The 14523-nt window shown below is 40.7% G+C and carries 9 protein-coding genes and 1 CRISPR repeat array; of the genes, 2 read left to right on the top strand and 7 right to left on the bottom strand.

The genetic code is table 11. The annotated features are described in order from the left end of the window. Nucleotides 1-37 precede the first annotated feature (37 nt). The 4 genes from P2W73_RS13880 to P2W73_RS13865 all read right to left on the bottom strand — a co-directional run bounded on the left by P2W73_RS13880 (nt 38) and on the right by P2W73_RS13865 (nt 4107). The gene (locus tag P2W73_RS13880) at nt 38-1414 is read right to left on the bottom strand and encodes a vanadium-dependent haloperoxidase (protein ID WP_276502662.1); all 1377 of its coding nucleotides are present in this window, start codon (nt 1412-1414) and stop codon (nt 38-40) included. Nucleotides 1415-1538: 124 nt separating this feature from the next. Then, complete coding sequence (locus P2W73_RS13875) at nt 1539-2420, bottom strand: helix-turn-helix domain-containing protein (protein ID WP_276502661.1); 882 nt, start codon at nt 2418-2420, stop codon at nt 1539-1541. A 206-nt stretch (nt 2421-2626) separates the two neighbouring features. Next, nucleotides 2627-2779 (bottom strand): hypothetical protein, encoded by a 153-nt coding sequence (locus tag P2W73_RS13870; protein ID WP_276502660.1) that lies wholly within the window; start codon nt 2777-2779, stop codon nt 2627-2629. Between the two features lie 197 nt (nt 2780-2976). Beyond that, a complete protein-coding gene (locus P2W73_RS13865) occupies nt 2977-4107 on the bottom strand; it encodes an AAA family ATPase (RefSeq protein ID WP_276502659.1) in 1131 nt (376 codons plus the stop codon). 292 nt (nt 4108-4399) lie between these two features. Further along, nucleotides 4400-5522: a CRISPR direct-repeat array (repeat unit 47 nt; unit sequence GTTGTGATTTGCTTTCAAATTATCATGTAGCTTAGCTCTTTAACAAC). 210 nt (nt 5523-5732) lie between these two features. Between P2W73_RS13865 and tnpA the strand changes: the two genes are divergently transcribed. Beyond that, nucleotides 5733-6101 carry an IS200/IS605 family transposase gene (gene tnpA / locus P2W73_RS13860; RefSeq protein WP_276502658.1) on the top strand — a complete coding sequence of 123 codons (369 nt, stop codon included), beginning with the start codon at nt 5733-5735 and terminating at the stop codon, nt 6099-6101. Between the two features lie 211 nt (nt 6102-6312). Here the strand turns inward: tnpA and cas2 are convergent, their stop codons facing one another. From cas2 to cas9, 3 genes are all read right to left on the bottom strand, one after another. Continuing rightward, nucleotides 6313-6648, bottom strand: a complete 336-nt coding sequence (gene cas2, locus P2W73_RS13855; RefSeq protein ID WP_276502657.1) for a CRISPR-associated endonuclease Cas2 — start codon at nt 6646-6648, stop codon at nt 6313-6315. 75 nt (nt 6649-6723) lie between these two features. Continuing rightward, the gene (cas1, locus tag P2W73_RS13850) at nt 6724-7620 is read right to left on the bottom strand and encodes a type II CRISPR-associated endonuclease Cas1 (RefSeq protein WP_276502656.1); all 897 of its coding nucleotides are present in this window, start codon (nt 7618-7620) and stop codon (nt 6724-6726) included. Between the two features lie 336 nt (nt 7621-7956). Next, nucleotides 7957-12480: a type II CRISPR RNA-guided endonuclease Cas9 gene (gene cas9 / locus P2W73_RS13845; RefSeq protein ID WP_276502655.1), complete on the bottom strand. Its 4524-nt coding sequence runs from the start codon at nt 12478-12480 to the stop codon at nt 7957-7959. 545 nt (nt 12481-13025) lie between these two features. Here cas9 and P2W73_RS13840 point away from each other — a divergent pair. Beyond that, nucleotides 13026-14522 (top strand): aldehyde dehydrogenase (NADP(+)), encoded by a 1497-nt coding sequence (locus P2W73_RS13840; protein ID WP_276502654.1) that lies wholly within the window; start codon nt 13026-13028, stop codon nt 14520-14522. Nucleotide 14523 lies beyond the last annotated feature (1 nt).

Raw genomic sequence — 14523 nt, 5'->3', positions numbered from 1 at the left:
GGATAATGATACAATTTTAATGTCTCGTCGGTATGAATCACTCCTTCAAAAACTTCAGCCTGTTTTCAATGTTCTGCCCGATTTTCCTTCCCTGCTCACATCCCTTTTCACAGGAATAGCGGTAATGAATGCCGGCATACACCCGGGAATCGCCGATCTCCTTTGCCAACTCGTTAAAAGAATTGTATGAACGCGGCGCCATGCCGAGATAATCATAAGTGTGATCGGTAAAATGATAATTGTTTCCGAAAAAACCTTTGAGTATTTCTGCAAACGATCCTGCAATAGTGGAATGGCCCGATGGGAAATCAGGGAAAGGCGGCGTGTCGAACAAAGTATTCCATTCATGATGACCCAAAACCTCTCTTATATACTTGATGGGACGTTGTTGGTTGTGTTGAAATTTTGTTCTCCAGCAACCAATGCCTGCATCCACACAGGCAATGCCTGCTTTTGCAAGAACCATTGCCGTAAAATCAAGTTTCGGTTTCTCCTGTTGCAGTACCTGTTTTAAGATCGACAGGTAATGCCCGTCGCCATAGCCGGGCTTGTCACGATAGAACAAAGCCAGGGCTGTTTGATCAGCCGTTAGAGTTTGTGAAATATCATACACTTCTTTTACCATCCTGTAATACTTAGAAGAAGGATCTATGGAATATGCCGGCGGAGCATCCGGCGCAGTACCATCTAAACTGCCTGCAACGAATAACCGGTTTTTTCCCCAATAAGGTCCGAAAGCCGGTGTAAAAGCGGGAGGCGTTGGCGCCCAGAGACCGGGGCCCACAGGCGGAGTATATGGTGCATTGGCATTGGCAGCTCCGTCAGCTTTTGACCAGTCGAAAATCAATTGTGCCACCGCTTTTCCAAATTGCACAGAGCGTTGAAAAACTTCTTCGCCGGCTTCAGTCCTATACACTGCATTCAGTTTATTATCCAGCGCATTCATAGCTGCTTTATTGGCATCAGAAGTATTGGGAAAAAAGTTGCGGTTCATGGCTGCTAATGCTGCATTGGCACAGGCAGGCCAGTGATAGGCAAGACCCGGAACAGTTTTCGGCATAGCAGGCATATCGGTTAATTGTCCCGACAATGATTGGTAAGCAGGCATGCCGGGCACCACCGCTTCATACAATGCTATACCGGTATAGGCAAAAGGCCGTGACGGCGGCAATCCACCGATAAAAGGCGAACTGGTACGCATCAGCTCCAGTTGCATATCTATCCACTTAAAAGCAACTTCAGAGGTATAAGTATTAGCCTGAACTGACTGAACTGAATGGCTTCTGTTGATAATGGATGCTGGTGCATCTATTTTATTTTTATTCTCACTATTGCTTCCGGTTTGTTTCTGTACTGAAAAAGTAAAAACCAGCACAACGAGTAATAAAACCGAATAAAGATTTTGCTTTTGCATAAACGGGTTTTTAATTAGCGAAATCAGTTTATAATGGATCACCGAAATCCTGTTATAAAATTAAATCCGCCCTTTTCCTATGGCCTGTTTATACGGTTCAGTTTGCTGTCAGAAAAGTTCAATTTCAGGAAACCCGGGAGACGACGTTTTCCTTGCGGTATTTTAAAGGGGAAAGGCCAAACCGTTTTTTAAAGAGATGACTGAAATGAGTGCTGTTCTCAAACCCACTTTCGAAAGAAATATCCGTTACTGGTTTATCGCTGCTCACAAGAAGGTGGTATGCATGATTCAGTTTTTGCTCCTGCAGCCAGTGACCTGGTGTGGTTTTATACACAGCAATAAAATGCCGTTTAAAAGATGATAAACTAAGGTTGAGCAGTTTGGCATAATCGGGAAGCGAAAGATTGTAAACACAGTTGGCTTCCATCACCTGTTGAAAAGATTCATGTTGCGGTGAAAGAAGATGCAGCATGTAGTTTTTCAGCTCACCGTTTTCAGGATTATCAAGAATGTTCAGCAGCAGTTCACGAAATTTCAGTTCCAGCAGATCTTCCGATGGTTTTGTTTCCGAATAAAAATAAGGAATGAGTGAATCGAAATAAGCGGTCATGATGCTGTTTACCCGCAGCGGTATCAGCAATTCATTTTTTTGAGGCTCTGCCTGGCCGGCCTGTCTCAATGAATTATTTTCCCGCATAAAAGACTGCAGGTAGGAATCGGGAATAAAAAAGGTCATGATGCAGAGGGGTTCTTCAAAAAACTTTTCGATGATCCAGGCGCCTTTCTTTACAAAAAAAGCATCTCCGCTCTTCATCAGCCAGGATCGGCCCGGAGTGTGATAGGCTTTTTTACCGGTCAATATATACTGGATATAATTATGTTGCGACCAGCTATCCTGCCTGTTCACCTCCATCGGGCATTTATAATGAACAAACAAGAGTTCCCGGCAGGCAAGCTGGTTATAAATTTCCGGGCGGGATCTTACCCTTTCGTAATAGTTATACAAGCAATGAATTTTTGCTGTTTAAAATTACAATTTTTTGGCAGAGGTGAGATAGGGAATTCAACCCGTTGCACATGCAGAATACGAAAATTTTGTCCACTTAATTCATTGTATTTTTGAATGGAAATTCACTGATAAAATAAGAATACTGTTACAAAAAAATGAGAACAATTTTTGTGTGTTATACTGTTTGCAGTTAACCCCATTTTTTATTCTAAAAATAGGTGGATATAAATAGTGTATCTGCCTCCTGAATCCCAGGAAGAATTGACAGCATCCCTGAAAAGATTTTCTCCATCATAGTTGTGATTTGCTTTCAACAGGTGAATGAAGATGTTTGCAGGTTCCGGAATCTCCGTCATTGCGAGGCTGGCTTTATGATTGCTGAGTCTATAGTCTCTTGCAGCCAGCCGGAGCAATCTGGCGACGCAAAGCGAAGAAAATAAACCGCTGCTCGACTGCAGTTTTCAGATAGCAGGGATTGCCAAAGGAAAGGATCCGCTTTATTATAGCAATGGTGGATTTGCCTCTGTATAACGCCGCTATTGAAAAATAACTTTTACATTCTTTGCAGCCAGCGGGCCAGGAAGCAATCATATACCCGGTAAAAACTGCCTGTTGCTTCAGGCTCCTGGTATATCATTTCTTTGGTCATCAATGCTTCCAGGCTGCGTTTTACATTGGATGGGGTGCCCAGCCTGTATTGCGATATAAATTGTCTGGCATTAGGCTGGTATAATTTATCTTCCTTGGCAATGGCCGTCAATACCTGCCATTGCGTAGGTGTAAGCAGGCTACGGTATTGAAAAAAATTAGCCTCCTGTTCATTTAATAATTCACTGCAGGCAGTTTGTACTATTTGCAATGTTATTCCGGAATGTCCTTCGGTAAAAAGCCTGTTGCATACTACCTGTGTATAATAGGTGTGCAGCCGCGTCCACTCGCAGATAAAGTGCAGGGCATCGGCATCTATTCTGCGACGGTGATCCGCAAACTTTTGTACAATAAAAGCTTCATAGTCGCCCTGCCGGATGCTTTTCAGTTCCAGCAATTGGGCCGATCCGAAGAAGGGTCGCTTATTGCTTGTAAACATTTGCGTCAGCACATGACGGCTGCTGCCGCTGAAAATAAACCGTGTATTTTTCAGGGGTTGAATCAGTGTACGCAACAGCGCTTCCGTATTTTTTTCAGGGTATTGGCTTATTTGCTGAAATTCATCAATGGCAATAATGATCAATACATCGAGGCTGTCGAGGAACTGTAGCAGATTTTCCAGCGATTGCTCCTGTTGCTTCGCCTGGGAAAATTGAAATGAAACTTCGGGTTGTCCCGTCAGGTTATCATAGCTGATAACGGGGCGCAGGCTGGTTATAAAATCCATTACCTTTTTGCCGGCGTTTTTTTTGGAAGGAAAGGCTTTCAGAATGGCTGTGCTGAGCTGGCCGATCAGGTCTTTCTGCGATTGGGAAGCATAAATATCTGCATACAGGCAATAAGTATCTTTTCTTTTCGCCAGCTTATGAAACAGGTGATGTATCAGCCCGGTCTTTCCCATTCGCCGTATGCTCAGCAGGGTGGTATGCACCCCGTTTAGAGCATTATCGGTGAGACGTTTGGTTTCAGCCTGCCGGTTGCAGAAATATTCAGGCCCGTAATAAGCCGTCAGCGGAAAGGGGTTTTGTATAGCCATAAATCAAATATACAAAATGTGTTACACAAAATGTATAACGCAAAATGTATAACGGGAAAATATTTCCGAAATTATAAATTATTTGATTTGTGATTTGCTTTCACAACTTGTCCCGACATTTATCGTCGGGGTTATCATGTAGCTTAGCTCTTTAACAACCCTTCAACCGGCCAGCACTTACATCATCCAGTTGTGATTTGCTTTCACAACTTGTCCCGACATTTATCGTCGGGGTTATCATGTAGCTTAGCTCTTTAACAACTTGCTTTTGCCATTTATTCATGCAGCCATCGTTGTGATTTGCTTTCAAATTATCATGTAGCTTAGCTCTTTAACAACGTGGTAAGTGGTGTCATTGGTTTCTTTTTGGTTGTGATTTGCTTTCAAATTATCATGTAGCTTAGCTCTTTAACAACTATGTTAGCCGTCAAGATTCATTGACATGGGTTGTGATTTGCTTTCAAATTATCATGTAGCTTAGCTCTTTAACAACACAAAGAAAAAAGCAGCAACAAAACCAGTAGTTGTGATTTGCTTTCAAATTATCATGTAGCTTAGCTCTTTAACAACACAAAGAAAAAAGCAGCAACAAAACCAGTAGTTGTGATTTGCTTTCAAATTATCATGTAGCTTAGCTCTTTAACAACGAAGGGTTGAAGCAAGAAATAGCCGACCTTGTTGTGATTTGCTTTCAAATTATCATGTAGCTTAGCTCTTTAACAACTTGGGTAAGGTGTTTATGACCTGTAACCCTGTTGTGATTTGCTTTCAAATTATCATGTAGCTTAGCTCTTTAACAACTTATTACACGAATACGAACTTCTCTCTTTTGTTGTGATTTGCTTTCAAATTATCATGTAGCTTAGCTCTTTAACAACGTGATGGACGATGAGTGCGGCGGTAAGTCAGTTGTGATTTGCTTTCAAATTATCATGTAGCTTAGCTCTTTAACAACCGTTGATAAATTAACCCGACTGTCCGATAGTTGTGATTTGCTTTCAAATTATCATGTAGCTTAGCTCTTTAACAACGAACGGGTTTTTTAATGCAGTTTTGAAGGTGTTGTGATTTGCTTTCAAATTATCATGTAGCTTAGCTCTTTAACAACTTCTGTCAATAGATCCCGGTAATATTTCCGTTGTGATTTGCTTTCAAATTATCATGTAGCTTAGCTCTTTAACAACAGACACATGCAAAGCAGCAGAATGAACTCAGTTGTGATTTGCTTTCAAATTATCATGTAGCTTAGCTCTTTAACAACCACTTTTCTTATCAATATTGCTAGGATTGGGTTGTGATTTGCTTTCAAATTATCATGTAGCTTAGCTCTTTAACAACCGCAACCAGTTGCAGGATTATGACGGCTATGTTGTGATTTGCTTTCAAATTATCATGTAGCTTAGCTCTTTAACAACAGGTTTTGGATAAACTACTGATTTTAATGTTTTTGAGCCAGGTTTTACGATCAGAAAAATGGGTCTCCGGGCCCATTTTTTTATTTCTATACCCGGAAGCAGGTCACTTACACACATGCCCCGGAGGGGCGTCCGGTTTATAGAAATCGGTAATTTCAGGATATGGCTCCGTTGGAGCCGCCTGAATAAGAAACCAGTCAAACCCTTCCTATGCCTAATACATATTCACAAATCTACCTGCAGTTTGTTTTTGCAGTCAAAGGAAGACGAAGCCTGATTGCAAAGGAAAATAAAGAGGAATTGCATAAATACATCTCAGCCCTGGTACAAAACCGAAAGGCAAAAATGCTGGTCGTAAACTGTATGCCGGACCATACCCATATCTTCGTCGGGTTTAAGCCGGTTGTTCTCATTTCCGATTTTGTAAAGGAAATAAAAGTAGAAAGCAATGAATTCATCAATAGTAAAAAGTGGATCAAAGAAAAATTCAGCTGGCAGGAGGGATATGGGGTCTTTTCCTATTCACATTCCCATATCAATGCTGTTGTACAATATGTGTTGAACCAGGTCAGACGATAAAAGTCTGACTCCGACCGTAGCGTCGGAGAACAGCATCACAAAAAGAGCACTTTCAAAGAGGAGTATCATAATCTCTTACAAAAATTTGAAATTCCTTTTGAAGAAAAATATTTATTTGAATTCCTGGATTAACGGGTGGCTCCGATGGAGCCGGCCTAACGGTGTGGTGACTATCTATAAACCGGTTACTCCTTCGGAGCCGGAAACAGCACTAAAAAAGTTCTAATTGCTGCACCGTGTCGGGTGTTTCCACAGCTTCCTTGCCTCTAAAGATCTCCATCATCCCGAACTGCTTATCCGTTATGCACATAATGCCTACATGTCCTTTTGGCGGTAAGATGGTTTTGACCCTTTTGATATGTACATCGGCATTTTCCCGGCTGGCGCAGTGCCGCAGGTAAATGCTGAACTGGAACATATTGAACCCATCCGCCATGATATCCTTACGGAATTTGGCATAGATCTTCCGGTCCTTTTTGGTTTCCGTAGGCAGGTCAAAAAATACGAGTACCCACATTATTCTATAGGCATTGAATCTTTCAAACATTCTAAGAAATTTCAGCGGTCCAGAGTTATCCTCCAAATCCATACAATCTGCACAAATCCCGGTTCAGACATTCCCTCATTCCATCACCGGGTACATCACCTTTCTGCTCTTCCCTTCAAAACACTTAGCCAGTGAAGCTGTTGTTCTTTGCACGGCATTCATCAGCGGGCTTTTTTGTCCTTCTATCATTACATCAGTCGCCGGCAATTCCAGCAATGCTTTTTTCATATTCGGTGTCATTTCCAAAAACTTTCCGTTACCCCTTATGATCTGGCAGACGATCCTGTCCACAAAAGGCCGGTAAGGCTCCATAATATCGTCGGCGAGGCAATAGGCATTGTATTGGTTGCGGTGATGGATGCCCAAGGTAGGCAACATGCCCGATGCTGTCAGGCTTCTTGCCACGAGGGCTCTTAAAATCGCATAACCATAATTCAATAAATTATTGGGTGGCGGTCCATAACGTTCCCTTCTGAACTCCAAAAAATCAGGAAAGATTCTTTTCCAGTAGTAAGCCGCTGCTTTGGCCTCATGGTTTTCGCTATCGCCGCTTTTTACCTCACGGGCATAGGTGAGTAGCAATTTGTTTTCTTCCCTTTGTATGGTTAATAAGGCCGCCTGGTTTTCTATTTTGGCGGTTACGGTTTGTTGCCACAATTGTTTCTTAAGCGGGACAGTAGCTTCTATCTGTGCCTGGAATTTTTGGCTTTGCAGGGTGTGCCCGTCGAGGCTCAACCACATACCGGTAGGGTGGTGGGTATGATCGCAGGTGATCACTGCCGTGTTATTGGCCAGCAGCTTTGCCATTAAAGCCTGGGTGATGGTGATCTGCTGGTGGTCTAAAATAAGCAACCCGATATCTTCTATCGGGGCGGTTTTGGTTTCACCGCTGTCATGCATTTCTATCACCAGTTGTTCATTGGCGGTTTTCAGATAAGCCGGGTTGCCAAAATAAAGCGTCCGTTTTATCATGGGATAGTGGGTTGTTATTCTATAACGGCACAGTTCCTGTTTTAGTCTGTGGCCTTTCCATCATTACACAAAATGTGTAATACATCTTGTGTAATGCCGGGACTGCCAGAATTGCATAATTGAAATCATCGTTTCACGAATGCCCCATCCCTTTTTGTATCAATAGTATCACCTTCGTAGGCACAAACACCTATGCGTGGAGAATTGATTACAGGCATAACGTCAAAAGATAGTTTATTGTTTTGCGGAGGCAGTAAATGTAATACGCAAGACAGTTTGCCGGAATATGGCGTCCGCTTTAATCATAGAATGGTGATTTTGAGTTTCAGTAAACCGCTATGACATTATATCGGAAATGTTAAGGCCGGCTTCGGGCTTTTGCAATATTTCATTCCTGTCTTGTTCTGATGTCGGCATTATTTTAATCTTTTGAAATGATGATCGTGAATTGTCATTGTTAATACGCTTAAACGGCTGAATATTGCCAAGACGATCAACTAGCAATTTAATGCAACTATTTTTTATCGAATTGCCATTTATATTTTGGTAGCAATTTTGACTACCAAATTCAATTTTATTAATTAGCACCTGTGCAATATCATGTTTGAGAAAGTAAATTTCATTCCCACTAAATTTTACAACAGTGTAGATTTTAGGAGACCTGCTTTTTTTATCATTCCAGAATGTAGTATAACCGGAGTTCCCCTCATCCATAATTATCGCTTCTCCCTCATCCGGCAGGTAAACCATATCGTTTTGTTTCAGCAGAAACAAGAGTGTTGAACCATGGTTTTTGACTTCAAAATGACGAGCCATTACACGACTAATGTTTTTATCTCCCTTTTTGAATGCTTCGTTGACAATTTTAGCGGCGTCAAAAAAACTTATTTCGTCATAATGTCTGTTTCCATCTTTCTCTAAAACAGCAAATGCGTAATTGCTTCCAGTTGCTATTAGAAGATTTTTATTATAGCTGCTTTTCCTTTCCAGTGGCAATAATGATAAATCGATCTCTTCCTCACTTGTTTTATCTTCAAGAGGCTCTATTTTAACAGATGTTACCGGCCTGAATTTTTTCCCGGGATGCCTTGTATGAATTTCTTCTTCCAGCTTCTTATTAAACTGTTTAATGCCTTGTTCAGAAAAGGCTTCCTTGTAACCGCCTGATGCATCAACATGAGAAATGATTTTATTTTTTAAATCTTCATCAATCATCCTGGAAAGTACTTCATTGAAAAATTCCGGAGTTGCCTTTTTTGTTGCAAGTTGCTTGAGGCTCAGTTTTTCCGATTGATCTTTGTAGAATATCTTAAATCCATAAATAGGAACTTTTCTTTCTTTATTTAGATCATTAATGCCTTCTGCTGAAAATGCCTCAGTTTTATTACCCTTATATTTCTCCAAGTGATTCTTCAGTGCTTCCTTTATCAGAGGGTCAATAATTTTTTCAATTGTTTTCTCTGTAGCAAATTGTTTGCCTGCCAGCTTACTGAGTTTTATCCGGTAAGATTCTTTGCCTTGGCTTAAACCATATAGCGTGGCATCATGTAATTTACCCCTGATGCGTAGCACATCTTTTTTGTTTGCGTCTTTGCCTTTTTCTGCTTTTTGAATCAGCAATTTCTCTTTTGGTTTGTGGGAAACGATGATTTTTTCCAAAGCGGCTTTTGAATCAACGGAGAAACTTTTCCATGGCTGCTCAAAATTCCGGAACCCTTTTATTTCTTCTAACAACGACTCTCTCTTGTCTTTGGCAAGGTTTAAAAATTCTTCCATCAACTCCTCATCTGTACCGGCAAAATCTTTTGAAACTTTTTCTTTGTTTTTTGAAAGCCAATCCTGCAGTTCCTTGTTCAGGTTATTCAGCCGGTGTATGTGTGCCGGTTGGGTACAGGCAACAATTAGAGCATCCATTGCATGGTGCCGGTGGTCAATCCGTTTGCTCCATTTTAATTCATTTCTTTTCTCTTCGTTTTTTAAAAGCTGTCTTGCGTTATTGAAACGTTCTGATGTAAGGCCTTTGAATTTATCTGTTAGTCCCCAGTTATGCCTTAAATAATCTGTAATACTTCCGGTGGTTGTTTTTACATTATCGCTGCCAACTATTTTTGAGATTTCTTCCCTTACCCTTGTAGCTATGTATTGGGTGTCTTTTAATTGTCTGGCCACAGGGTCCTGAGGAATTTTGGTAGCCAGTAGGTTTTTTCTTTTCTTGCCAAAAAAGTTTTGATTGACATGACTGGTGAAATGTTCTTTTGAAAGCAATTTTTCCGTCACAGAGCCTGCTTCGAAATATTCCCATGCTGTCCTGTTACCTTTATCTATGTTGACACTCCGCTCACAAACCACTTTATTAGTAAGAGAATCGTCAAAATATCTTGATTTGGGAATAATGTGGTCAATGTCATAAAGGCCTTTATCAAACAATTGGCTAAGCGGTATTGGCTGACCAGTGTAAGGGGAAATACATTTCTGATCTTCCCAAAGACGCATTTTTTCTATTTCTCCGGCTGTGGGTTCACTGGCTTTTTCCGGAGTGGGAAAGGGTTCAGAGGCTTGCAAGCTCCAAAGTCTGTATCGCTCAATATTGCCTAACGAAGTTTCCTTATTTAACTCTCTTAACCTTTGTTTTACCCGCTCATTAATTTTCCTGTTATTATTATTTGCGTCATATATTTTTTTTCTCTCGTCGGCACTGTTCTTCAATTCTCTTGCCAGTTCAATATGTACTTCATCAGGCTTTTCACCATGCTGCTTCCAGATAGCTGCCAACATCTTGAGGGTTTCATTTATTAATTGTTCGGCTAAAGGATTTCTTAATTCTCCCCGTGGAATTTGTTTTATCTCCGCATAGCTCTTAATATCATCGCCTGTATAAGTTTCAGCCGTGTGTTTCCCATACACCAGTATGGCTGCGTAGCTGGACTGCATTCCTCCATCAGCTAAAAAAATATGCTGGTAGTTATCCAGTATTTCCTGAACAGATTTTAAAAAGGGGTCCTCCTGTTTTTCATTTAGTATTTTGACTATGGTGGAATGGATACTATGAGGCAAAGAAGGGTCGAAATAATCACCGGTCCTTAATAAAGGCAATAGATTTATAATTGCTTTTAGCGATAAGGAAGCATAGTTCCGGGCAAACTTTATTTTGGCAAACCGGATAACCAGCTTATCAATATTTTCAATAATTCCGGTTTTACTTTCAATGAAAGTTCTTATTTTTTTACACCGTTCGCTATTGAGGTCGTATTCGTTACCCTTTGCGTTATAGAGGATTTCCCAAAACTCTATAAGATTTTTTGATTCATTCAGTTTAAGTTTTTCAAACCATTCCTTAAGCTGCGCTTTTAAAAAAAGAAGGGTTTCATTTCCTTTAAGTTTGGCATCTTTATGTATCCCATTTAAAAAAGTTTCATTTTTTATTATAGTGCCTTCTTTTTCAAGCTTGACATAAAATCCCTTACCTGATATTTCTTTTTTCTTTTGGAACTCGTCAAAAAGCCATTGTTTGTAACTTGTTGCTAAAGGAACGTCATTGTATTCATATTTTGGTTCACCATTCTTTTTTATTCCCTTCTGAATCTTGGTATTAATGGAGAGCTTGTTGATCTGTTCCCAGATTTTAAACTCCTGAAATGGGGGGTGGCTTTTAGGAATTACTCTTTCACTTTTTTCATAGCGACAAAAACCAATCAAATCTGACTGGTCCTTAAGTTCCCGTTGGTAATAAATTACTTGTTCCTTTATTAGATACTTCAATCCTTTTTCAATGGTGCGATTTCTGTAATCCGCCTGTTTATGGTCAGGATTATTGCCTGGAAAAATAAAAGAGGCAACTGTATTCAGCAGTTGCTGGTTTTCCACTATTTGTCTGAATTCCGGATTTAGTTTAATCTGTGATTGCCAAATAGCGTCAAACTCTGCCTCGTAACGTTTTCGCAGGATTACTTTATTTCGAATTTTATAATTCTTGTCAGAAAGTTTTTTCGAAAAATATTCACATAAATAGGCTTCAGATCCTTTTTCGTCAGAAAGTTTATCCAGTTCCTCTTCCAGTTCCTCCATTGATTTACGCCAGTTGGTCTTTACTGGAATTGAAAAATTTATAGAAGTGACGTTCCCTTTTTTATCTCTTCTGGTTATTATTTGTAATTCAATTTCGTCATCTTTTTTTAAGGTATTCAAAACTGTTTCTCCTTTCAGGATTTCACCATCGAGTTCAACTTCTGCGATAAAATATTCTTTGCCCTTTTTCTTCCCCTCCTGCTTTACAGGATCGTTTATTATTTTTACCTGCTTTATGATCTTTTCGTACTTCAAAAAATCTGCATCCTCACTATTGCTTTCATTTGTTTCTTCTTTTTGTTCTTCCTCATCCTCTCCGCCACCGGAATAGCCCCTTAACTGGTTGTAATTAAAAATTAACCGGCCAATTTCTTTTAATCCTATTGATTCAGTCAGGGCTTTTACTTTTAGCCGCATTAATTCAACGGCCGTTAGCTGGTTGCTATTTTTTCGAATGGGCAGTAGGTTTATCTTTTGAATTGCTAATGGATTATCGAATGGGGCCGAAAACTGAAACTGGTCTGGCAGCAAACCTGTTTGATAAAGTATATAGAGCAGTTTGTTTCTTCTGGCTTTGTATCGTTTGCCCATCCGTCGGATGCTTCTTGCCATCCGTCTGTCTGCATTTTTAGTTTGCGGGTTTCCCTGTTCAAAGTTGGATACTTCTGCACCTAAAGGGATAATACGGCTGCCTAAGTTTATGATTTTACCATCTTTATTTTCAGAATCTAGTTTTATCAATGCCCATCCAATACTATTTGTTCCTAAATCCAGGCCTAAAATTTTTTTACTCATTTTATGCTTTTTAATATTTTGATACTATCTTCAATTTCTAATTTGAAAGCAAATCACAATAAGGATTATTCCGTAGTGAATTTTTTAAAAGCGGCGCAAGTCGCTTTTTTTATCCCCTCTCAGTATTTCAGTGCCTTAAATTTTTCTGAAAACAACCCGTGTAGAACTCAAAACTGGTCCGGTTTTACAAGTAGCCTTAATGGTGGCTTGCGATCAGAAAAGTTAAGTTACAAATTTTAGTAAATAAAATATTCATGATTTTCAGGCACTCCCGCCAAAGGACCACCCGAAGGGTTTCAATAATAAAAGCCCCGCTTCAGCGGGGCAGACGGTGGGGACGGTTTGCGATGGTTTGTTATTTTGAGATCTTAAGTGTCTTTGGTTGCAGTTCCAAAATAAATTCATTCAGTTAGTATAGAGAATACCCCCTCGCGGGTATTTTTTTTGAATTGGCACAACCTTAGTTGGTGTTTTAGTCGCCGTGTGTCTGTGCGACAATCTTACTAACTTTATTTGCTTAAAAATGATTTATAAAAAAAATGAATATGGAGTTTAAAGACGCCACATTAGCAGAGATCGATGAAGCCATGCAACTGGCATGGACGGCTTTTCAGGAGTATCGCAAATATTCGCTGAAGCAACGGGCCACTTTTATGAGGGCGATAGCGAAAGAGGTGGAGGCCGCTGGCGATGAACTGATCCAAATTGCTATGAGTGAAACGAACTTGCCCGAAGCAAGGCTTAGAGGGGAGAGAGCCAGAACGATTTTTCAATTAAACAGCTATGCCGACGCCTGTGAAAAGGGTGATTGGCTGGAAGTAAGAATAGACACCGCCATACCTGATAAAACACCACCAAAGCCGGACCTGAGAAAAACAGTCGTTCCGCTTGGGCCCGTTGTTGTTTTTGGAGCAAGCAATTTTCCTTTTGCCTATTCAACCGCGGGAGGCGATACGGCTTGTGCTTTTGCAGCCGGGTGTTCGGTTGTTGTAAAGGCTCACCCAGCTCATGCACAGACGAGTGAAAGGGTGGCAGAGGCGATCCTAAAAGCCGCTGAGGATTGTAACATGCCCAAAGGCATATTTGCTCATATGCATGGAGCGGGTTTTGAAGTAGGTAAAGCACTTGTCGAACATGCTCACACAGCGGCTGTCGGGTTCACCGGTTCTTATCTTGGGGGAAGACAATTGTTTGACTGGGCCAACCAACGTCCAAAACCCATCCCTGTTTTTGCCGAAATGGGAAGTGTCAACCCGGTTTTTGTATTTCCACAAAAATTACGAGAGTCAGCAAAGGAATTGGCTGTCCTATATGCGTCATCTATTACGCTGGGAGTTGGCCAGTTTTGCACTAACCCGGGTTTAATTATTGGCATAGAAAGTGACGGTCTTCAACATTTTATTCAACAGCTTGGTGAAGCAATAAAGCAGGTTTCACCCGGCACGATGTTGCATCCGGGTATCTATAAAAATTATGTGGAAAGACGGGGCAATGCTTTATCCCAGGAAAATGTAGAAACGATTGCCGTTTCGGAGAAAGATCCGCAACTCAACGAAGCCGCTCCAACTATTGCTTCAGCGACCGGCGAAGCATTTTTGAACAACCCGGTTTTGCACCAGGAGGTATTCGGTCCTTATTCATTGGTTATTCGTTGTAAAGATGCCGATGAAATGGCAGACGTAGTCAAACACCTGGAAGGACAATTGACTGCGACATTAATGGCAACATCAGCAGATCTATCCAAACACGAACTGATAGTGGAAGAAATAAAAAGTATTTGCGGCCGGTTTATTTTAAACAATGTTCCAACTGGTGTGGAGGTTTGCCTCAGCATGCATCATGGTGGACCGTTCCCTGCTACCACAGACTCCCGTTTCACATCAGTGGGAGCAGATGGAATAAAACGCTTTGTAAGGCCCGTAGTGTTTCAAAACTGGACCAATGACAGGTTACCGGACGAACTAAAAAACGAGAACCCATTACAGATCTGGCGAACAGTCAATAATGAATTGACAAAAGAAAAGATCAAAACATCTTCCTGAT

The sequence above is a fragment of the Terrimonas pollutisoli genome, from assembly GCF_029360765.1.
Classification (GTDB): domain Bacteria; phylum Bacteroidota; class Bacteroidia; order Chitinophagales; family Chitinophagaceae; genus Terrimonas_B; species Terrimonas_B pollutisoli.
This window is presented reverse-complemented; position numbering and strand designations above follow the sequence as displayed.

Excerpts from the sequence above, each read along its gene's own strand:
- P2W73_RS13880 (WP_276502662.1), bottom strand. The coding sequence starts at position 1,414 with ATGCAAAAGCAAAATCTTTATTCGGTTTTATTACTCGTTGTGCTGGTT.
- P2W73_RS13870 (WP_276502660.1), bottom strand. The coding sequence starts at position 2,779 with ATGACGGAGATTCCGGAACCTGCAAACATCTTCATTCACCTGTTGAAA.
- P2W73_RS13865 (WP_276502659.1), bottom strand. The coding sequence starts at position 4,107 with ATGGCTATACAAAACCCCTTTCCGCTGACGGCTTATTACGGGCCTGAA.
- tnpA (WP_276502658.1), top strand. The coding sequence starts at position 5,733 with ATGCCTAATACATATTCACAAATCTACCTGCAGTTTGTTTTTGCAGTC.
- cas2 (WP_276502657.1), bottom strand. The coding sequence starts at position 6,648 with ATGTTTGAAAGATTCAATGCCTATAGAATAATGTGGGTACTCGTATTT.
- cas1 (WP_276502656.1), bottom strand. The coding sequence starts at position 7,620 with ATGATAAAACGGACGCTTTATTTTGGCAACCCGGCTTATCTGAAAACC.
- cas9 (WP_276502655.1), bottom strand. The coding sequence starts at position 12,480 with ATGAGTAAAAAAATTTTAGGCCTGGATTTAGGAACAAATAGTATTGGA.
- P2W73_RS13840 (WP_276502654.1), top strand. The coding sequence starts at position 13,026 with ATGGAGTTTAAAGACGCCACATTAGCAGAGATCGATGAAGCCATGCAA.